The sequence below is a fragment of the Streptomyces sp. NPDC110618 genome (assembly GCF_055657065.1).
The window spans coordinates 14,208-34,535 of the sequence record NZ_JBVKBN010000039.1 but is presented as its reverse complement, the minus strand read 5'-3'; the positions used below and the strand labels follow the sequence as shown (position 1 = coordinate 34,535).

General features: G+C 70.6%; 14 protein-coding genes. 2 read left to right on the top strand and 12 right to left on the bottom strand.

Features of this window, described 5'->3' with window-relative positions; all coding sequences use genetic code 11:
• Positions 1 to 113: 113 nt before the first annotated feature.
• Positions 114 to 1,256 carry an aromatic ring-hydroxylating oxygenase subunit alpha gene (locus tag ACZ7L7_RS36500; protein WP_285516803.1) on the bottom strand — a complete coding sequence of 381 codons (1,143 nt, stop codon included), beginning with the start codon at positions 1,254 to 1,256 and terminating at the stop codon, positions 114 to 116.
• A gap of 269 nt (positions 1,257 to 1,525) precedes the next feature.
• Here ACZ7L7_RS36500 and ACZ7L7_RS36495 point away from each other — a divergent pair, with 269 nt between their 5' ends.
• Positions 1,526 to 2,323 carry an IclR family transcriptional regulator gene (locus tag ACZ7L7_RS36495; protein WP_285516802.1) on the top strand — a complete coding sequence of 266 codons (798 nt, stop codon included), beginning with the start codon at positions 1,526 to 1,528 and terminating at the stop codon, positions 2,321 to 2,323.
• A 46-nt stretch (positions 2,324 to 2,369) separates the two neighbouring features.
• Here the strand turns inward: ACZ7L7_RS36495 and ACZ7L7_RS36490 are convergent, their stop codons facing one another.
• The 9 genes from ACZ7L7_RS36490 to ACZ7L7_RS36450 form a co-directional block, all read right to left on the bottom strand.
• Positions 2,370 to 3,002, bottom strand: a complete 633-nt coding sequence (locus ACZ7L7_RS36490; RefSeq protein WP_472077977.1) for a sarcosine oxidase subunit gamma — start codon at positions 3,000 to 3,002, stop codon at positions 2,370 to 2,372.
• Positions 2,995 to 6,252, bottom strand: coding sequence for a sarcosine oxidase subunit alpha family protein (locus tag ACZ7L7_RS36485; RefSeq protein ID WP_472077975.1), 3,258 nt, complete (start codon positions 6,250 to 6,252; stop codon positions 2,995 to 2,997). Before ACZ7L7_RS36485 ends, ACZ7L7_RS36490 begins: the two co-directional genes overlap by 8 nt.
• Before the next feature lie 27 nt (positions 6,253 to 6,279).
• The gene (locus ACZ7L7_RS36480; protein WP_285516799.1) at positions 6,280 to 7,512 is read right to left on the bottom strand and encodes a sarcosine oxidase subunit beta family protein; all 1,233 of its coding nucleotides are present in this window, start codon (positions 7,510 to 7,512) and stop codon (positions 6,280 to 6,282) included.
• A 31-nt stretch (positions 7,513 to 7,543) separates the two neighbouring features.
• Positions 7,544 to 8,404 carry a bifunctional methylenetetrahydrofolate dehydrogenase/methenyltetrahydrofolate cyclohydrolase gene (locus tag ACZ7L7_RS36475; RefSeq protein WP_472077974.1) on the bottom strand — a complete coding sequence of 287 codons (861 nt, stop codon included), beginning with the start codon at positions 8,402 to 8,404 and terminating at the stop codon, positions 7,544 to 7,546.
• Positions 8,405 to 8,417: 13 nt separating this feature from the next.
• On the bottom strand, positions 8,418 to 10,856 hold the full coding sequence (locus ACZ7L7_RS36470) for a GcvT family protein (RefSeq protein ID WP_472077973.1): 2,439 nt from the start codon (positions 10,854 to 10,856) through the stop codon (positions 8,418 to 8,420).
• 193 nt (positions 10,857 to 11,049) lie between these two features.
• Positions 11,050 to 12,012, bottom strand: a complete 963-nt coding sequence (locus ACZ7L7_RS36465; RefSeq protein WP_472077972.1) for an ABC transporter substrate-binding protein — start codon at positions 12,010 to 12,012, stop codon at positions 11,050 to 11,052.
• Between the two features lie 13 nt (positions 12,013 to 12,025).
• Positions 12,026 to 14,026, bottom strand: a complete 2,001-nt coding sequence (locus tag ACZ7L7_RS36460; protein WP_285516795.1) for an ABC transporter permease — start codon at positions 14,024 to 14,026, stop codon at positions 12,026 to 12,028.
• Complete coding sequence (locus ACZ7L7_RS36455; RefSeq protein WP_472077971.1) at positions 14,026 to 15,111, bottom strand: quaternary amine ABC transporter ATP-binding protein; 1,086 nt, start codon at positions 15,109 to 15,111, stop codon at positions 14,026 to 14,028. Before ACZ7L7_RS36455 ends, ACZ7L7_RS36460 begins: the two co-directional genes overlap by 1 nt.
• Before the next feature lie 20 nt (positions 15,112 to 15,131).
• A complete protein-coding gene (locus ACZ7L7_RS36450) occupies positions 15,132 to 16,601 on the bottom strand; it encodes an aldehyde dehydrogenase family protein (RefSeq protein ID WP_472077970.1) in 1,470 nt (489 codons plus the stop codon).
• Between the two features lie 218 nt (positions 16,602 to 16,819).
• Here ACZ7L7_RS36450 and purU point away from each other — a divergent pair, with 218 nt between their 5' ends.
• Positions 16,820 to 17,692, top strand: a complete 873-nt coding sequence (purU, locus tag ACZ7L7_RS36445; protein ID WP_453608042.1) for a formyltetrahydrofolate deformylase — start codon at positions 16,820 to 16,822, stop codon at positions 17,690 to 17,692.
• Positions 17,693 to 17,759: 67 nt separating this feature from the next.
• On the opposite strand, the gene ACZ7L7_RS36440 is transcribed toward purU, so the two are convergent.
• On the bottom strand, positions 17,760 to 18,596 hold the full coding sequence (locus ACZ7L7_RS36440; protein ID WP_472077969.1) for a methylenetetrahydrofolate reductase: 837 nt from the start codon (positions 18,594 to 18,596) through the stop codon (positions 17,760 to 17,762).
• A 3-nt stretch (positions 18,597 to 18,599) separates the two neighbouring features.
• On the bottom strand, positions 18,600 to 20,270 hold the full coding sequence (gene betA, locus ACZ7L7_RS36435; protein WP_472077968.1) for a choline dehydrogenase: 1,671 nt from the start codon (positions 20,268 to 20,270) through the stop codon (positions 18,600 to 18,602).
• Between the last annotated feature and the right edge of the window lie 58 nt (positions 20,271 to 20,328).

The window sequence follows — 20,328 nt, the reverse complement described above, 5'->3', positions numbered from 1 at the left end:
CGCGAAGTTCTCGGAGGCGATCATCTCCAGGGTCGACTGCTGACGGCGCAGCTCGGCATCGACCGCGGCGGCAACCTCCGGGTCGAGCTCGTGCAAGGACTGGTGGAACCGGGTCATCGGCTCTCTCCTCCGGTGTGGGCGTCGAGCTTGCTCTGCAGCCAGGTGTGGAACGCGCCGATGTGGTGCTCGCTGGGCACCAGGACCCCGCCCTTGGCGTAGGCCTTGGAGGACATGGCCGGCTGGGTACGCTCGCAGGCGTCGAAGTCCTGCTGGTTGACCCGGTGGAAGAGCTCCACGGAACGGTCCACGTCCTTGCCGCTCTCCACGACGTGCGGCAGGTACAGCCAGTCGCACTCGACGACCGTGCGGTCGGCCGCCATCGGGTACATGCGGTGCAGGATCACGTGGTCGGGCACAAGGTTGACGAAGACCTGCGGGCGGACGGTGATCGCGTAGTAGCGGCGGTCCTGGTCCTCGGCGACGCCGGGTATGCGATCGAGTCCTTCGGAGCCGTCGACCGTGAAGCCCTGGATCTCCTCGCCGAACTCGGCGCCGTGGCCGACGTAGTACTGGGCGGCGTAGCCGTCGGCGAACTCCGGCAGCACTTCGGTGAGTTCGGGGTGGATGGTCGCGCAGTGGTAGCACTCCATGAAGTTCTCGATGATGAGCTTCCAGTTGGCCTTCACGTCGTAGGTGATCCGGCGGCCCACCTTCAGGTCCTCGATGCCGTAGCGCTCTATGGAGTCCAGGTCGCCGAGGCGTTCGACGATCGCGCCCTGGACGTCGGTCTCGAAGGAGGGCGGTTCGTCGGCGAGGCAGACCCACACATAACCGAGCCACTCGCGCACGTGGACGTTGACCAGGCCGTACTCGGTGCGGTCGATGTCCGGCATGGAGGTCAGATTGGGGGCGGCGACGAGCTTGCCGTCCAGGCCGTAGGTCCAGGCGTGGTACGGGCACTGGAAAGCTCGCTTGACCTCGCCGGACTCCTCCAGGCAGAGCTTGGCGCCGCGGTGCCGGCAGATGTTGAGGAAGGCCCGCACGGAGCCGTCCCGGGAGCGGGAGACCAGCACGCTCTCGCGGCCCACCTGGTAGGTGCGGAAGGCGCCGGGCTTGTCCAGGTCGGCGGCGCGGGCCACGCAGAACCACATGGCCTCGAAGATCCGCTCCTGCTCCTGGGCGAAGACCTCGGGGTCGGTGTAGTACGCGCCGGACAGCGTGGGGATCAGGCTGGGCGGCAGGTTGGTGAGGGTCATCGGGTCACCTTCGGGGAGTGTCGGACGCACACGCGGCGAGGGGCGATCTCCGTCAAGCGCAGTTGCGAATCATGCAACTACCTTCGCTATAAGCAACGATCGCTCAAACTGTCCCGTCGCGGACACCCCCTGTCAAGAGGGGAAGAGCAACCGTGCGCCGGTCTTCCGCCGACCCGCACGGGGCCCTAGGGTGCGGAGGGGCGGAACGGCACCGGGCAAGAGGGCCGATCGGCCCAAGTCATCCGCCGCCGATTGCGTATAGTTGCGCCATGAGCAACTACACCGCAGATAGCGAAACAGCGGCTCCCGCGGTGAACGGGGTGCAGTCCGTCGACCGCGCGGTCAGCGTCCTGGAAATCCTCGCCCAGCGGGGCGAGGCGGGCGTCAGCGAAGTAGCCGCCGAGATCGACGTCCACAAGTCGACCGCGTTCCGGCTGCTCGGCGCCCTGGAGGCGCGCGGGCTGGTCGAGCAGACCGCCGAGCGCGGCAAATACCGGCTGGGCTTCGGCATCGTGCGGCTGGCCGGCGCGGTCACGGGACGGCTGGACATCACCCAGCAGGGCCGGCCGGTGTGCGAACGGCTCGCCGAGGAACTGGGCGAGACCGTCAACATCGCGGTGCTGCAGGAGCACTACGCCGTCAACCTGTACCAGGTGCGCGGTCCGGGCGCGGTCGGCACCCACAACTGGGTCGGCCAGCTCACCCCGGTCCACGCCACGTCGAGCGGCAAGATCCTGCTCGCCCACCTGTCGGACAAGGCACGGGCGGCGGTGCTCGCCGCCTCCGGCACGCGGAAGCTCACGCCGCACACCCTGACCACCAAGGCCAGGCTGGAGAAGGACCTCGCCCTGGCACGCGAACGCGGGTACGCGGTGGCGCTGGAGGAGCTGGAGATCGGGCTGCACGCCATGGCCGCCCCGATCCGCTCCCGCGACGGCGAGGTCATCGCCGCGATCAGCGCCTCCGGCCCCACCTACCGCTTCACCGAGGAGCGCATGGCGGAGCTGGCCCCGGTGCTGATCCAGGGTGCGGAGGAGATCAGCCGGCGGATGGGCTACCTGGGCTGAGGCCCATCCGGCGGCGGTACGGGGCGGGCCGCGTCATCCGGTGTGCTCAGGCGTACTCCGTCGCCACGTCCGGTGCCCGGACGTACTCCGTCGCCGCGTCGAGCAGCCAGTCCGCCAGATAGCCCGCGAACGTCGAGCGGACCAGCACCCAGAAGCCCGCCCGTGGTTCGTCCCGGGCGACCAGGACGACCTGGGTGCGGCCCAGAGTCGTCTGGGCGCAGCGTCCGGGGCCGAAGACCCGTGGGTGCAGGTCGAGCGAGCAGCCGTGGGCGAGCAGGTCGTGCGCGCGCGGGCCGCTGACCAGGAGCGTGGTGCGCTGCGCGGACACGTCCACGACGGACACCGGCTCCTCCCCCGCGGCCTGCCGGATACGGCCCTCCAGCTCCCGCTCGCAGCCCGGCCTCGCCACCAGCAGCCACTCGTCCGGGCCGAGCCAGAGCACGGTCAGCTCCCCGGAGCGGACGGCGGTGTTGGGCTGGAGGGGCAGTTGCAGGTCCAGGGCCAGCCCGACGGCCTCCGCCGCCGCGCCCTTGGCGTCGAGACGCACGGTGAGCTGGGTCAGGAAGGGCAGTTCCGCGAGCCGGACCGCGCCGCCGGAGCCGCGGGTGGCGGCGGCCAGACGACCTGCGACGTGGGACAACGGGCTGCGCGGCAAGGCGGTCGTGGCGGTCTCAGCCATCGCGGCGGGCTCCCTCGGGGTCGTAGAGGACGGGGCTCGCGACGGTCACCGGGACCAGTCGCTCGCCCACGGGGGCGTACAGGCGCTCGCCGATCCGGTCCCGGCCGCCCTTGATCAGGGCGAGCGCGAACGTCCGGCCCAGGGCCGCGCTGCGGTAGCTGGACGTCACATGGCCGAGCATCGGCACGGGCGGGGCGGGCAGCACACTGTCGGCGATCAGCTGCGTGCCCTCCGGGAGGAGGGTGCCGGGGTCCTCCGGGAGGAGTCCGACCAGGTGCTTGCGGTCGGGGCGGGCGGTGTCGGCGCGGGCGTAGGAGCGCTTGCCGATGAAGTCCCGCTTCTTCTTCGACACCACCCAACTCATGCCCAGGTCCTGGGGGGTCACGGTGCCGTCGGTGTCCTGGCCGATGATCGGGTAGCCCTTCTCGGCCCGCAGGACGTGCATGGTCTCCGTGCCGTACGGGGTGATGCCGTACGGGGCGCCGGCCTCGTACACGGCCTGCCACAGCGCGAGCGCCCGCCACGGTGACACGTTGATCTCGTAGGCGAGTTCACCGGAGAAGCTGATCCGGCAGACGCGGGCGGGGATACCGGCGACGGTCGCGTCACGCCATGCCATGAACGGGAAGTCCTCGTTGGAGACGGCCAGTTCGGGCGCCAGGACAGCGAGGACGGCACGGGACTTGGGGCCGACGAGGGCGACGGTGGCCCACTGTTCGGTGACCGACGTGCAGTGCGCCTTCAGCTCGGGCCACTCGGTCTGCAGCCACTCCTCCATCCATTCCAGTACGACGGCGGCGTTGCCGGTCGTGGTGGTGGTGAGGAAGCGGTCCTCGGCGAGGCGCATGACGGTGCCGTCGTCGAAGACCATGCCGTCCGGGCGGCACATGACGCCGTAGCGGACCATGCCGACCTTCAGGGTGCTCATCATGTTGGTGTAGAGCCGGTCCAGGAAGACCCCGGCGTCCGGGCCCTGCACGTCGATCTTGCCGAGGGTGGAGGCGTCCATGAAGCCGACGCCCTCCCGGGTGGCCCGGCATTCGCGCAGCACCGCGGCCTCCATGTCCTCGCCGTCCCGCGGGTAGTACCAGGGGCGCTTCCACTGGCCGACGTTCTCGAACAGCGCGCCGTGCGCGACATGCCACTCGTGGATCGCGGTCGTCCGGACCGGGTCGCTCAGTGCGCCCCGGTCGCGGCCCGCGAGCGCGGCGAAGGAGACCGGCGTGTACGGCGGGCGGAAGGTGGTGGTGCCGAGCGCCGAGATGTCCACGCCGAGCAGTTCCGCGACCACGCCGCTGGCCAGGACGCCGGAGGTCTTGCCCTGGTCGTTGGCGGTACCGGCCGTGGTGTAGCGCTTGGTGTGCTCGACCGAGCGCAGTCCGGCGCCGGTCGCACGGGCCAGGTCGGCCACGGTGACGTCGCGTTGGAGGTCGACGAAGCGCGGGGCGTCGGCGGGACCGCCGGGGACGACGTACACGTGCATGGGCGGGGTCGGGGCGGGCTGTGGGGGTACGCGCGGCAGGCTCGGTGCCTGCGGTGTGTAGCCCTCGGCCGCCACAGCCCTCACCCCGGCCGCCGCGCCCTGTGCGAGGGCGCCCGCCAGGTCGAACACCCCGCTCGCGGCGCCCGCCACCTCGACCGCCTGGCGGCAGGCGTCGGGGACGAACGTGCCCAGGGTCTCGTCGTGGCGGAGCTTGCCGCCGGACTGGCTGAACAGGTGCGCGACCGGGTTCCAGCCGCCGGAGACCAGGAGCAGGTCGGCGGCGAACTCCCGGCGGCCCGTGGTCTCCCCGTACGGCGCCACGGTCACGGCGGTGAGGCGGGCCTCGCCCTCCGTGCCGGTGACCGCGTGGCCCGGGAGCACCTCGATACCGGCCGCTCTTGCCCGGTCGGCCCACTCGCCCGGGTTCGGGCGGGTGTCGACGATCGCGGTGACGGTCAGGCCGGCGTGGGTGAGGTCCAGGGCGGCTTCGTACGCGCTGTCGTTCGTCGTGAAGACCACCGCGTGGCGGCCCGGCAGCGCGCCGTGGCGGTTGACGTGGGTGCGGGCCGAGGAGGCCAGCATGATGCCGGGGCGGTCGTTGTCCGGGAAGGCGAGGGAGCGTTCGTGGGCGCCGGTAGCCAGGACCACGTGGCGGGCTCGGATGCGCCAGACGCGTTCGCGGGCCATGTGGGTGGGGGCCTGTGCGCCGAGGTGGTTGGTGCGGCGCTCCACTGCCAGGAGGTGGTTGTCGTCGTAGTGGCCGAAGACCGTGGTGCGGGGCAGGTAGCGGAACTCCTGTGCTGATTCCAGGTGTTCGCGGGTCTCCTGGACCCAGTCGAGGTGTTCCGCTGTGCCGAGGAGGGTGCCGCCGGGTTCGGGGTTCTCGTCGGCGAGGACGACTCGGGCGCCGGTGTTCGCGGCTGCGGCGGCTGCCGCGAGGCCTGCGGGGCCCGCGCCGACGATGAGTACGTCGCAGTGGGCGTGTACGGCGTCGTAGCGGGACGGGTCCGGTCTCGTGGCCAGGCGGCCCTGGCCGGGGAGGCTGGTGGCTGCCAGGCCGTCGTAGAGCTCGACCGTGGTCGCGGGGAGCATGGGCTCGGGGAAGGGTTCCTCGATCTGGACGACGGCGTTCGGTTCTTCCGGGCCGGCGGAGAAGATGCCTCTGGGGCGGGCGAGTTTGATGCTGGTCGCTGCCGCGATGACGCCGTTGGCGAGGAGGGCGGAGGCGAGGGTGTCGCCCTTGTAGCCCTGGTACTCGGTGCCGTCGAAGGTGAAGGTGAGGGGGGTGCTGCGGTCGATTCGGCCGCGGGTGGGGTGGCGGAACGGCTGGGTTTCCTCGCCCCCGCCGCCCCTACCCGTTCCCGTCCCCTGGGGGCTGCCGCCCCCAGACCCCCGCTGATCGGCCTGAACGGCCTCGTCCTCAAACGGCGGACGGGCTGAGACATACCGACCGGCGTCAGGAGGCACCGCCGAGACTGCCGGCCGCGGTTCCGGCGTCTCCGGGCGTTCCTCCCCCGCCCTGTACACCGTCAGGATCTCGTTCGTGGAGGTGTCCCGTACCGCGTTGAACCAGCGGCGGCAGCCCGCCGTGTGGGTCCAGCGTTCGGCGAAGGGGCCCTTGGGGTTGTCGCGGAAGAAGAGGTAGCGGGCCCACTCCTCGTCGGTGAGGGTGGACGGGTCCTCGGGGTAGGGCACGTGGGCCTGGCCGCCGTAGTGGAACTCGGACTCGTCGCGGGGCCCGCACCACGGGCAGGGGATGAGCAGCATGGGTCGGCTCCAAAGCGTCCAGTGGTCCTAGTGGGCCACCGCGGCCGCGCCGTGCTCGTCGACGAGCGCGCCGGTGGTGAAACGGTCGAGCGAGAAGGGGGCGTTGAGGGGGTGGGGCTCGTCCTCGGCGATCGTGTGGGCGTAGACCCAGCCGACGCCCGGTGTCGCCTTGAAGCCGCCGGTTCCCCAGCCGCAGTTGAGGTACAGGTTCCGTACCGGGCTGAGGCCGACGATCGGTGAGGCGTCGGGGCTGACGTCGACGATGCCGCCCCAGGTGCGCAGGACGTGGGCGCGGGCGAAGACCGGGAAGAGTTCCAGGGCCGCCGACATCTGTTCCTCGATGATGTGGAAGGCCCCGCGCTGGGTGTACGAGGTGTACGCGTCGATGCCCGCGCCCATCACCAGCTCGCCCTTGTGCGCCTGGCTGACGTAGACGTGGACCGCGTTGGACATGACCACGGTCGGGTGGATCGGTTCCAGGAGTTCCGAGACCAGGGCTTGCAGCGGGTGGCTCTGCAGGGGGAGGTCGATGCCCGCCATCGCCGCGAGGACCGACGTGTGGCCCGCCGAGCACAGGGCCACCTTGCCCGCCGCTATCGGGCCTCGGGTCGTCCGGACCCCGACTACCCGGCCGCCGACCACGTCCAGGCCCGTGACCTCGCAGTTCTGGATGATGTCGATCCCGGCCGCGTCCGCGGAACGGGCCAGGCCCCAGGCCACGTAGTCGTGCTTGGCGATGCCGGCGCGGGGCTGGTAGGTGGCGCCCAGGACCGGGTAGCGCACGTCCTGGGAGGTGTTGACGATCGGGCAGACCTCCTTGACGCCGTCCGCGTCCAGCCATTCCGCGTCCACGCCGTTCAGGCGGTTCGCCTCCACACGGCGCACGCTGTCGCGGACATCCTGGAGGCTGTGGGCGAGGTTCAGCACGCCTCGCTGGGAGAAGAGGATCGGGTAGTCCAGTTCGTCGGCCAGGCCCTCCCAGAGCTTGAGGGCGTGCTCGTAGATGCCGGCGCTCTCGTCCCAGAGGTAGTTGGAGCGGATGATCGTGGTGTTGCGGGCCATGTTGCCGCCCGCGAGCCAGCCCTTCTCCAGGACGGCGACGTTGGTGATGCCGTGGTTGCGGGCGAGGTAGTGGGCGGTGGCCAGGCCGTGGCCGCCGCCTCCGACGATCACCACGTCGTACGAGCGCTTGGGCTCGGGATTGCGCCAGAGGAAGTCGGGGTGGTCGGGGAGGTCGGCGCCGGGGGTGCGGGGGCTCATCGGGCGGCTCCCTCAAGAAGCGGGGTCGGGTTCATAGGGGGTTCGCGTTCCTCTCGGCGGCCTCGACGACGTTGGCGAGGAGCATCGCCCTGGTCATGGGGCCGACGCCGCCGGGCATCGGGGCGAGCCATCCGGCGACCTGGGCGGCGTCCGGGTGGATGTCGCCGACCAGGCCCTGCTCGGTGCGGGTGATGCCGACGTCGAGGACGGCGGCGCCGGGGCGCAGCATGTCCTTGGTGACCAGGCCGGGCGAGCCCGCTGCGGCGATGACGATGTCGGCCTCGCGGACGTGCCAGGCCAGGCCCTGGGTGCCGGTGTGGCACAGGGTCACCGTGGCGTTTTCGGTGCGGCGGGTCAGGAGCAGGCCGATCGGGCGGCCGACCGTGATGCCCCGGCCGATGACGCAGACGCGCGCTCCGGCGAGGGGGATGTCGTGGCGGCGGAGCAGTTCGACGATGCCGCGCGGGGTGCAGGGCAGGGGCGCCTCGACGCCGAGGGCGAGTCGGCCGAGGTTGACGGGGTGGAGTCCGTCGGCGTCCTTGGCCGGGTCCATGCGTTCCAGTACGGCGTTGGCGTCCAGGTGGCGCGGGAGCGGGAGTTGGACGATGTAGCCGGTGCAGTCCGGGTCGGCGTTGAGTGCGTCGATGACGTCCTCGACCTGGCGCTGGGTGGCGTCGGCGGGCAGGTCGCGGCGCAGGGAGGCGATGCCGGCCTGCGCGCAGTCGCGGTGCTTCCCGGCGACGTAGGCGCGGCTGCCGGGCTCGTCGCCGACCAGGACGGTGCCGAGGCCCGGCGGGCGGCCGGTGGTGGCCGTCAGCTTGGCGACGCGCTCGGCGAGTTCGCGGCGGATGCCGGCGGCGGTCGCCTTGCCGTCGAGCAGTTGGGCTGTCATCGGTCTCCCCCGGTCAGCCGCGCAGTCGGGACATGGTCGGGTCGAACAGGGGCTCCTCGGCTACGACGGCGTCGAAGCGCTGATCGAAGTAGCCGATCTGAACCGGCGTGCCGGGGCTGGTGAGTTCGGCGGGCAGCCAGGCGTACGCGATGCCCTTGCCGATGGTGTAGCCGTACGCGGCGCTGGTGACGTAGCCGACCGCGCGCCCGGCGTCGTAGACCGGCTCCTTGCCGAGCACGACGGCCTGCGGGTCGTCGATGGTCAGGCAGGTGAGCCTGCGCCGTACGTCGGCCTTGCGGCGCTCCAGTGCCGCCTTGCCGATGAAGTCGGGCTTGTCGAGCTTGACGGCGAAGCCGACGCCGGCCTCGTAGGGGTCGTGCTCGTAGGTCATGTCGGTGCCGAAGGAGCGGTAGCCCTTCTCCAGGCGGAGGCTGTTGAAGGCGCCGCGGCCCGCGATGACGCCGCCGAGCGGCCGGGCCGCCGCCCACAGGGTGTCCCAGAGTTTCAGGCCCTGGTCGGCGGTGGTGTACAGCTCCCAGCCGAGTTCGCCGACGTAGGACAGGCGCATCGCGGTGACGGGGACGCTGCCGATGTAGGCGCGCTTGGCGCGGAAGTACTTCAGGCCGTCGTTGGAGAAGTCCTCGTCGGTGAGCGGCTGGAGCACCTTGCGGGCCAGCGGCCCCCACAGGCCGACGCAGCAGGTGCCCGGGGTGATGTCGCGGACCTGGACGCTGCCGTCGGCGGGCAGGTGGCGGCGCAGCCAGTCGAGGTCGAGGCTGCCGTTGGCGCCGACCTGGAACAGGTCGCGTTCCAGGCGGGCGACGGTGATGTCGCTGCGGATGCCGCCGTCGTGGTCGAGGAGCAGGGTGTATGTCACCGAGCCGACGGACTTGGCGACCTTGCCGGTGACCAGGCGCTCCAGGAAGTCGGCGGCGCCGGGGCCGGTGACCTCCAGGCGTTTGAGGGCGGTCATGTCGTACATGGCGACGGTCTCGCGGGTGGCCTGCGCCTCCGCGCCGACGATCGGCGACCAGAACTGCGCGGCCCAGTCGTTCGGGGTGGGGATGGAACGGCCCTCCACGAGGGCGGCGTTGGCCTCGTACCAGTGCGGGCGCTCCCAGCCGTTCGCCTCCAGGAAGAAGGCGCCGTGCTCCTGCTGGCGGACGTGGAAGGGGCTGGTGCGGAGGGGGCGCGGGTCGCCGGAGGGCTGGAGGGGGTGGAGGATGTCGTAGACCTCGACGAAGTTCTGGCAGTCGCGGGCCAGGACGTACTCGGGGGCGAGCTGGTGCGGTTCGAAGCGGTTGACGTCGCACTCGTGCAGGTCGAAGGACGAGCAGTAGCCGTCGACGAGCCATTCGGCCATGGCCCGGCCGACGCCCGCGGAGTGGGTGACCCACACGGCCTCGGCGACCCAGAAGCCCTTGAGGTCCGGGGACTCGCCGAGCAGCGGGAAGTTGTCGGTGGTGAACGAGAACAGGCCGTTGATGCCCTCCTCGACCTTCGCTTCCTTGGTCGCCGGGAGCAGGGACTGGGTCTCGACCCAGGCGGGCTCGAAGTCCTCCTCGGTGAACTTCAGCACCGAGGGCATCTCGTCGGCCTCGTCGAAGGAGAGTATGTCGTCGGCGGAGATAGGCATGGGGCGGTGGCCGTAGTAGCCGATGCCGATGCCGTCGAAGCGGTCGCGGTAGTACAGGTCCGCGTCCTGGTGGCGCAGGATCGGGCGGACCGCCTCGTCTGTCTGTCCGGCGAGGGCGGGGACGGGGCCGGTCCAGGCGAGCTGGTGGGCGAGCGGGGTCAGCGGCAGGTTCATGCCTGCCATGCGGGCGATGCGCGGTCCCCAGATGCCGGCGCAGCACACGACGATGTCCGCCTCCAGGTCGCCCTGGTCGGTGCGGACGCCGGTGACCTCGCCGTCGGCCTTGAGGATGTCGTGGACCTCGTGGCGGGCGAGGAAGCGCACCCCGCGCTCGGTGGCCCGGCGGATCTGCGCCTCGACGGCGAGGACGGCCTTGGCGAGGCCGTCGGTGGGGACCAGGAGGCCGCCGAGGACCTTGTCGCGGTTGACCAGCGGGTGCCGCTCCACGCACTCGTCGGGGGTCAGGATGCGGGCCTCGACGCCCCAGGCGGTGATCCAGCCGTGGCGGCGGTGCAGCTCGGCCAGCCGCTCCGGGGTGGTGGCCACTTCGAGGCCGCCGACCTGGAGGAAGCAGGGCTTTCCGTCGACGTCGAGGGAGCAGAACTTCTCGACGGTGTAGCGGGCCAGCTCGGTCATGGTCTTGGAGGAGTTGGTCTGGAAGACCAGGCCGGGGGCGTGCGAGGTGGAGCCGCCGGTGGCCGGGAGGGGGCCCTGGTCGACCACGGTCACTTCGGTCCAGCCTCGCGCGGAGATCTCGTCGGCGAGAGCCGCGCCCACGACTCCCGCTCCGATGATGACCACTCGGGGTCCCGCCATCGCCGCACCTCCGGTTGAGTTGCTTTGTGCGCAACATGATTCAGGTTGCGCAACTCAATGTGCCCGCCGCGCAAGTGGGTGTCAAGAGGTCCGGTGACGTCGGGAAACGCCCCGGAAGACGGCGATGCCCGGCGGGCGGTGCGCGTCCGCGCGCACCGCCCGCCGGGCATGTGGGAAAGGCCGTACGAGAGCGTTACTTGATCCAGGCGTCCACCTTGTCGCGGTTGGCCTCGACCCACTTCTTGGCCGCGGCTTCGGGGGCCATCTTGTCCACCGCGATGTACTTGGCCACGATGTTCTGGTCGTCGTTGGTCCAGGTGAACTTCTTCACCAGGTCATAGGCCGGGCTGCCGGACTTGGCGAACTTCGCGCTGACGATCTTGTCGAGCTTGTAGACCGGGTAGTCGCAGGCGATCTTCTCCGGGTCGGCGTCGCAGCCCTCCTTGTAGTCGGGCAGCTTGACCTTCCTCAGCGGCACCTCGGACATGAACCACTGCGGCTCGTAGAAGTAGCCGATCACCCATTCCTTGTCCTTCTCCGCCTTGCGGAAGGCCTGGATGAGCGCGGTCTCGCTGCCCGCGTACACGACCTTGTAGTCCAGCTTCAGATTGGTCACCAGCGCCTCGTCGTTGGTGACGAACGACGGGTCGCCGTCGAGGAGCTGGCCCTTGCCACCCGACTCGGACGTCCGGAACTCGGCCGCGTACTTGTTGAGGTTCTCCCAGTCGAGGATGTCGGGGTGCTCCTCGGCCAGCCACGGCGGCACGTACCAGCCGATGAGCCCTTCGTTGCCGGTCGGGCCCGCGTCGACGGCGGTCTTCTGGTCGGTGATGTACTTCTTCTTCAGGTCGTCGTGGCCCCAGTTCTCCACGACGGCGTCGACCTCACCGGTGCCGAAGCCCTGCCAGGCGATCTCCTCCTTGAGATCCTTCTGCTTGACGTCGCAGCCCAGGTACTCGTCCGCGACGTACGCGATGACCGCGGCGTTGGCCTCGTAGCCCACCCACGGGTTGACCGCGAGGTTGAAGGTGCCGCACTCCCCGGAGCTGCCCGAGCCGCCCGCCGAGTCCTCACCGACCTTCGCGCCGCCGCAGGCCGTGAGCGTGAGGCCGAGGACCGCGAGGCCGGCCGCGCCCGCTCTCCAGTGTCTTGCCATGGTGTGGTGCTCCTTATGCGCTGGTGCGGCGAGCCGCTGCCTGTGTGATCCGGTCGAACATGACGCCGAGAAGGACGATGGCGAGCCCCGCCGCGAGCCCCTTCCCGTACAACTGGCCCTGCGAGAAGCCGGCCACGACGTCGTAGCCGAGGGCGCCCGCGCCCACCAGGCCACCCACCACGACCATCGACAGCACGTAGATGAGGCCCTGGTTGGTGGCGAGGGTCAGGGCGCCGCGTGCCATCGGCAGCTGGACCTTGGTGATGATCTGCCAGGTGTTGCACCCGGCGGAGGTGGCCGCCTCCACCGTGGTCTCGGGCACCGCCCTGATGCCGTCCGCGATGATCTTCATGGCGACGGGGGCGCCGTAGACGACCGCGGCGACGATGGCCGTGAAGCGGGTGGCGCCGAACAGGGCGAGGAACGGCACGAGGTAGACGAACGGCGGCATGACCTGGGCCGCGTCCAGACTGGGCCGGATCAGCCGGTCCGCCAGGGCGCTGCGCCCCATCCACACGCCGAAGACGATGCCGAGCGCCATCACCAGCACGGTCGCCACCAGCGTGGAGGCGAGCGTGGTCATGGCGTCCGCCCACAGTCCGGTGCCGACCAGCAGGCCCACGCACACAAGTGTGGTGACGCCCGCGCGGATCCCGCCGAGCACGACGGCCAGCGTGATCAGCACCGCGCCGACGAGCCACCAGGGCGAGTCGGTGAGCAGCGTCTGGAACGGGTTGAGCAGACCGTTGGTGACGGCGTCACGGAAGGCGTTGGTGAGCCCGGACAGGTTGTCCTGCGCCCAGGTGGTCACGGAGTCGGCCCAGCGGGCGATGGCGCTCCCGGTGCTGCCCTCGCCGGGGAACTCGGCCGCCCAGAGGTAGGTGTGCGAGAGGTAGATCAGCACGGCGGTGACCGCCGCTCCGGCGGCGAGCAGCGGTCGCCGCCAGGCCGCGAGGCGGGGGTCGGAGCGGCGGGCGGCCTCCTCGCGGACGCTCGCCGCCGTGGTGACGCGGTCCAGGACGATCGCCATGACGACGATGGCGAGGCCCGCGTTGAAGGCGGTGCCGACGTCGAGCGACTGGAGGGCCTGGACGACGGTCTTGCCGAGGCCGGGGGCGTCGATCAGGGCGGCGATGGTCACCATGGCGAGGGCCGCCATGATGGTCTGGTTGACGCCCAGCACGACGGTCCGCTTGGACATCGGCAGCAGCACCTTCAGCAGGGACTGCCGGCGGGTCGCGCCGAGCGAGTCGGCCGCCTCCACGGTGGTCGTCGGCACGTTGCGGATGGCGTGCGCGGTGATGCGGATGGCGGGCGGGGCCGCGTAGATGACGGTGGCGATGGTGGCGGAGGCGCCGCCGATGAGGAAGAACAGGGTCAGCGGGGCCAGGTAGACGAAGGTCGGCATCGTCTGCATGAAGTCGAGCAGGGGCGTGATGATCCGGTTGACCCGGTCGGACAGCCCCGCCCACACGCCGAGCGGGATCGCGAAGAGCAGCGCGACCAGGACCGCGGAGAGCGTCAGCGCCAGGGTGTCCATGCTCTCCTGCCACAGGCCCTGCAGGCCCATGAAGGTGAAGCCGGCGACGGCCAGCAGCGCGACCCGCCAGTTGCCGACGGCCCAGGAGACGTACCCGGCGATGCCGACGACGCCGAGCCAGCCGATCTGCGGGACCGGGCGGCCCGCGGTGGGCTGGGAGATGAGCTCCTGGACGAAGGTCACCAAGGTGTCGATGACCAGGCGGATCTCATTGAAGAAGTAGAGGAAGAGCGGGTTGGAGTTGCGGTTGGCGCCGATGGAGTCGTTGACGTCGTTGATCCAGCGGTGCAGGTCGGTGAGGTCGGCCGCGCCGAGGGAGAGGGTGTGTCTGCCGCGCAGGATCGCGAAGAGCAGCAGCCACAGGGCGATGACGGCACCGACGACCATGGGGCGGGTGATCCGGCGGGTGCGCTTGGCCGGACCGTCCGGTTCGGTCTCTTGCGCGGTGCCGGGTTTCTCCATGACGACGGTCATCAGACGCCGCCTTCCCGCCCGGCCACGACCGCGAGGATCTCCTCGTCGCCGACGATGCCGAGCAGTTCGCCGTTCTCCACGACCTTGACCGGCTTGTCGGCGGAGAGCACCGCCCGGGTGGCCTCCTTCACCACCACGTCCGGGCCGAGTTCGGGGCCGTCGAGTTCGTCGCCGTCCGCTACGGGGCGCATGATCCAGCGCAGGGTGAGGACGTCGCCGCGCGGCACGTCCTTGACGAACTCGCGGACGTAGTCGTCCGCCGGGGCGCCGACGAGTTCGTCGCCGGTGCCGCACTGGACCATCTTTCCGTCCCGCATGATCAGGATGCGGTCGCCGAGCTTGAGCGCCTCGGACAGGTCGTGGGTGATGAACACCATGGTCTTGCCGACCTCGTGGTGCAGCCGGATGACCTCGTTCTGCATGTCGCGGCGGATCAGCGGGTCGAGCGCCGAGAAGGGTTCGTCGAAGAACAGCACGTCCGGGTCGCCCGCCAACGCCCTTGCCAGGCCCACGCGTTGCTGCATACCGCCGGACAACTGGGCGGGGTAGGAGTTCTCGTAGCCCGCGAGGCCGACGAGTTCGACGACCTCCATGGCGCGCTTCACGCGCTCGGCGCGGCCCATGCCGCGGATCTCCAGACCGAACGCCACGTTGTCGACGACGCGGCGGTGCGGCAGCAGCCCGAAGTGCTGGAAGACCATGGAGAACTTGCGGCGGCGCAGCTCGCGCAGGCGCGCGGCGTCGGCCATGCGGATGTCCTCGCCCTCGAAGACGACCTCGCCCGCGGTGGGTTCGATCAGCCGGGTCAGACAGCGCACCAGGGTGGACTTGCCGGAGCCGGACAGGCCCATGACGACGAAGACCTCGCCGGGCGAGACGTCGAAGTGCACGTCGCGCACGGCGGCGGTACAGCCGGTACGGTCCATCAGCTCGCGGCGGGTGAGGCCGCACAGCTCCTCGGAGTCCGGTACCTGGTCGGCCTTGGGACCGAACACCTTCCACAGCCTGCGCACGGAGATGACCGGGGTGGAGCCCGAGTCCTGGGACGTGCCGCGCCGCTGCGGCACCTCGGTCTGTGTGGTCACGTTCGACCTTCTTTCGGCATTCAGCCGCTGAACCAGTGCTGCGGCCGGGGTCGGATGTTCTGCCAGATGTGCTTGGGCTCTCGGTACTCGTTCAGGCCGGTGGGTCCCAGCTCACGGCCCACGCCCGAGTGCCCGAAGCCACCCCATTCCGCTTGCGGCACATAGGGGTGGTAGTCGTTGATCCACACCGTGCCGTGGCGCAGCCGCCGGGCGACCCGCTGGGCCTTCCCGGCGTCCTGGGTCCATACGGCTCCGGCGAGCCCGTAGTCGGTGTCGTTGGCGATGCGTACGGCGTCGTCCTCGTCGGTGAAGCGCTCCACGGTGAGCACGGGTCCGAAGGACTCCTCGTGCACCACGCGCATGTCCTGCCGGCACTCGTCGAGCACGGTGGGCGGGTAGTAGTGGCCGCCCGCCAGCTCCGGGTCCTCGGGCCGGGCGCCGCCGCAGCGCAGGACGGCGCCCTCGGCGAGTCCGGCGGCGACGTAGGCCTCGACCTTGGCCAGGTGCTGTGCGGAGATCAGCGCGCCGGTCTCGGCCTCGGGGTCGAAGGGGCCGCCGAGGCGGATGCGGCGGGCCCGGCGGACGACCTCGTCGACGAAGCGGTCGTGCAGGCCGTCCTCGACGATGAGCCGGGCGCCGGCCGAGCAGACCTGCCCGGAGTGCAGGAACACGGCGGTGAGGGCGAAGTCGACGGCCGCGTCGAAGTCGGCGTCGGCGAAGACGACGTTGGGGTTCTTGCCGCCGAGTTCGAGGGCGACCTTCTTCACGGTCGCGGCGGCGGTGGCCATGATCCGTCTGCCGGTGTCCAGGCCGCCGGTGAAGGAGACCATGTCGACGGCCGGGTCCTCGGCGAGCGGGGCGCCCACCTCGGGACCGGCGCCGAGCACCAGGTTGGCGGCGCCTGCCGGGATGCCCGCCTCCTCCAGTGCCCTCATCAGCAACACGGAGGTGGAGGGGGTGAGTTCGCTGGGCTTGAGGACGATGGTGTTGCCCGCGAGGAGGGCCGGGGCGACCTTCCAACCGGCCTGGAGGAGCGGGTAGTTCCAGGGGGTGATGAGCGCGCACACGCCGACCGGTTCGTAGCCGACGCGGCTGACCGCGTCGTCGCGGCCGGTGTCGATCACGCGTCCGGCGTCGGTGCCGGCGAGTCCGCCGTAGTAGCGGAAGCAGGAGACGACGTCGGCGATGTCGTACTCGCTCTCCACCAGCCGCTTGCCGGTGTCCAGGGACTCGGCGCGGGCGAACACCTTGGTGTCGCGCTCGATGATGTCGGCGGTGCGCAGCAGCAGTGCGCCGCGCTCGCGTTCGGGGGTGTGCGGCCAGGGCCCCGTGTCGAAGGCCCGGCGGGCCGCGGCGATCGCGGCCTCGGCGTCGGGGCGGGTCCCCTCCGAGACCGTGGCCGCGAGTGTGCCGTCGGCCGGGCAGCGGATCTCGCGTCGTCCGCCGGCCACCGGGTCCCGCCATTCGCCATCCACGTACAGGTCTGCCACGCGACGGGCCTTTCCCTGAGGATTCGTTGCGCATTGTGCACCCGATTGCTTGTGGTGGAACACAGTGGCGAATGAACAGGGCAGCGTCAAGAGGTCGGCCGATGACGATTTCGCCATGCTGCCCTTTACCTGCCCACCCTTGACCGCGCACCACACCGGGCCGACCATGTTGCGTATCGCTCACCAAGTTGTGCATTACGCACCGACGGAGGTCGCCCATGTCCCCTCGTCCCCAGCCCGGCCGTGAGTACGTCCTGACCCTCTCCTGTCCCGACAGCGCGGGACTGGTGCACGCCGTGAGCGGCTTCCTCGTCAGGAACTCCGGAAACATCCTGGAAAGCCAGCAGTTCGACGACCGACTTCAGGGCCGCTTCTTCATGCGGGTGCACTTCGACGTCTTGGACCCCGACCTCCGACTGGACGGTCTGCGCGCCCGGTTCGGTCCCGTGGCGCAGGCGTACGCCATCTCCTGGAACCTGACCGAGGCGGCGACGCCCACCCGGACGCTGATCATGGTGTCGAAGTTCGGGCACTGCCTGAACGACCTGCTCTTCCGCAAGCGCACCGGCGCGCTGAACATCGAGATCCCCGCGATCGTCTCCAACCACCGCGACTTCGAGGGGCTGGCGGAGACCTACGGCATCCCCTTCCACCACATCCCGGTGACCAAGGAGACCAAGCCCGAGGCCGAGGCGCGGCTGCTGGAGCTGGTGCGGGAGCTGGACATCGACCTGGTGGTACTGGCCCGCTACATGCAGGTCCTCTCCGACGACCTGTGCAAGCAGCTGGAGGGCCGCGCCATCAACATCCACCACTCCTTCCTCCCGAGCTTCAAGGGCGCCCGCCCCTACGAGCAGGCGTACCGGCGGGGCGTGAAGCTCGTCGGCGCGACCGCGCACTATGTGACGCCGGACCTGGACGAGGGGCAGATCATCGAGCAGGACGTGGTCCGGGTGGACCACTCGCTGGACCCGGGCGAGCTGGTCACGGTGGGGCGGGACGTGGAGGCGCAGGTGCTGGCGCACGCCGTGAAGTGGCACAGCGAGAGCCGTGTCATGGTGGACGGCAACCGCACGATCGTCTTCCGCTGAGGCGGCGGACGTATACGACGAGGGCGGGCCCGGAGCTTCCGGTCCCGCCCTCGTCGTATGCCGTCCTTCAGCCGCCCAGCCGGTCCAGCAGCGCCCGGCGCCACCGCTCGGTCTCGGCGATCTGGTTGAAGGTGAACAGGTGCAGCCCGGCCACGCCCGAGGCGGGCGCGGTGAGCGCGTCCCGCGCCCGGGTCAGCAGCCGCTCGGGCGCGTACCCGCCGGGTGCGGCGAACCGCACGAACCACGACGGGTGCCGGGTGAGGAACCGCGTCGACTCCCCCACCCCGATCTTCGTGGCCATGGCCAGCAGCTTGGCCCGCTGCACCGGCCCGGCGACGCCCACGTGCACCGGCAGCTCGACCCGCCTGCGCCGTATACGAACCAGCCACTCCCCCAGCACCCGCGGGTCGAAGCAGAGGTTGCTGACGATGTACGTGGCGTGCTCGCGCTTGTCCCACATCGCCTGCACGGTGATGTCGTCGTCGATGACCGGATGGCTCTCGGGGTAGCCGGTGACGCCGACCCGGGCGAACGGGCTGCCCAGCTCGCCCAGCCTGCGCAGCACGGGGAGCGCCCCGTGGAAGTCACCGGAGGGCGGGTCGGCGTCCCCGGCCGGGACGAAGACGTCGTCCACGCCGGCCTCCCGCAGCCGGCCCGCGACCTCCTTCAGGTGCGCGTCGTCGCGCAGGAGCCGCGCGGGGACGTGCGGAACGACCCGGTAGCCGTGCCCCGCGAGCCGCGCCGTGAGGTCCAGGGTCGGTTCCAGGCCCTTGACCGGGGACGCCGTCACGGTGACGACGACGTCGCGCGGCACATGGGCGAGGACCTTCTCCTCGGTGGCCTTGGCGGGCAGCACTTCGTAGCGGACGCTGTGCAGCAGCGCCCGGAGTCCTTCGGTCGCCAATGCCTACCCCGTCTGCTTCTGCGCGTCGCGGTGGCGGTAGTACGCGGCCTTCGACGGCTCCAGCGGCTGCTTGCCGAGGATCAGGTCGGCGGCCTTCTCGGCGATCATCATGACGGGAGCATAGATGTTGCCGTTGGTCACGTACGGCATGACGGAGGCGTCCACGACCCGCAGCCCCTCCAGACCGTGCACGCGCATGCTGGTCGGGTCGACGACGGCCATGTCGTCGGTGCCCATCCTGCAGGTGCAGGAGGGGTGCAGCGCGGTCTCGCCCTCCTTGGCGACCCAGTCGAGGATCTCCTCGTCCGTCCGCACTCCGGGGCCGGGTGAGACCTCGCCGCCGTTGTAGGGGGCGAGGGCGGGCTGGTTGAGGATCTCGCGGGCCACGCGGATCGCCTCGACCCACTCGCGGCGGTCCTGCTCGGTGGAGAGATAGTTGAAGCGGAGGGCCGGGTGCACTCGCGGGTCCTTGCTCTTGATCTTCACCGAGCCGATGGCGTCCGAGTACATGGGCCCCACGTGCACCTGGTAGCCGTGGTCCCCGGCCGGCGAGGAGCCGTCGTAGCGGACCGCGACGGGCAGGAAGTGGAACATCAGGTTGGGGTAGTCGACGTCCTCGTTGCTGCGCGCGAAGCCGCCCGCCTCGAAGTGGTTGGTGGCCGCCGGGCCCTTGCGGAACAGCCACTGCAGCCCGATGAAGGGCGCGCGCCACTTGGCCATGTACGGCTGCATGGAGACGGGCCGCTTGCAGGCGTACTGGACGTAGACCTCCAGGTGGTCCTGCATGTTCTCGCCGACCCCGGGGAGGTCGTGGACGACGTCGATGCCGAGGGCGCTCAGTTCGGCGGCGTTGCCGACGCCGGAGAGCTGGAGCAGCTGCGGGGAGTTGATGGCGCCGCCGCACAGGATGACCTCGCCCGCGCGGACCTGCTGGAGGGCGCCCCGACCGCGCCGGTACTCGACGCCGACGGCGCGCTTGCCCTCGAACAGCACGCGGGTGACGAAGGCGCGGGTCCGCACGGTGAGGTTCGGGCGCTTCAGCACGGGCTTGAGGTACGCCTTGGAGGCGGACAGCCGGCGCCCGCGGTGGACGTTGCGGTCGAACTTCGCGAAGCCCTCCTGCCGGAAGCCGTTGACGTCGTCGGTGGGCGGGTACCCGGCCTCCTCGGTGGCCTTGAGGAAGGCGTGGAAGAGGGGGTTGGTCGCGGGGCCGCGTTCGAGGACGAGGGGGCCGTCGTGGCCGCGGAACTCGTCGTCGGGGTCGGCGGCCAGACAGTTCTCCATGCGGCGGAAGTACGGCAGGCAGTGGGCGTAGTCCCAGGTCTCCATGCCGGGGTCGGCGGCCCAGCGCTCGTAGTCCATGGGGTTGCCGCGCTGGAAGATCATGCCGTTGATGCTGCTGGAGCCGCCGAGCACCTTGCCGCGGGCGTGGTAGACACGGCGGCCGCCCATGTGGGGCTCGGGCTCGGACTCGTACTTCCAGTCGTAGAACCGGCTGCCGATGGGGTAGGTGAGCGCCGCGGGCATGTGGATGAAGACATCCCACGGGTAGTCCGACCTGCCCGCCTCCAGGACCAGGACCCGGTTGGCCGGATCCGCGGAGAGCCGGTTCGCCAGGGCACAGCCGGCCGAACCGCCGCCGACGATGACGAAGTCGTACTGCACAGGAGCCATGGTGCCTCGTCTCACTCGCGCCGTAGATGTGTGCCGCATGCTAGACCGAGTCCCGCTA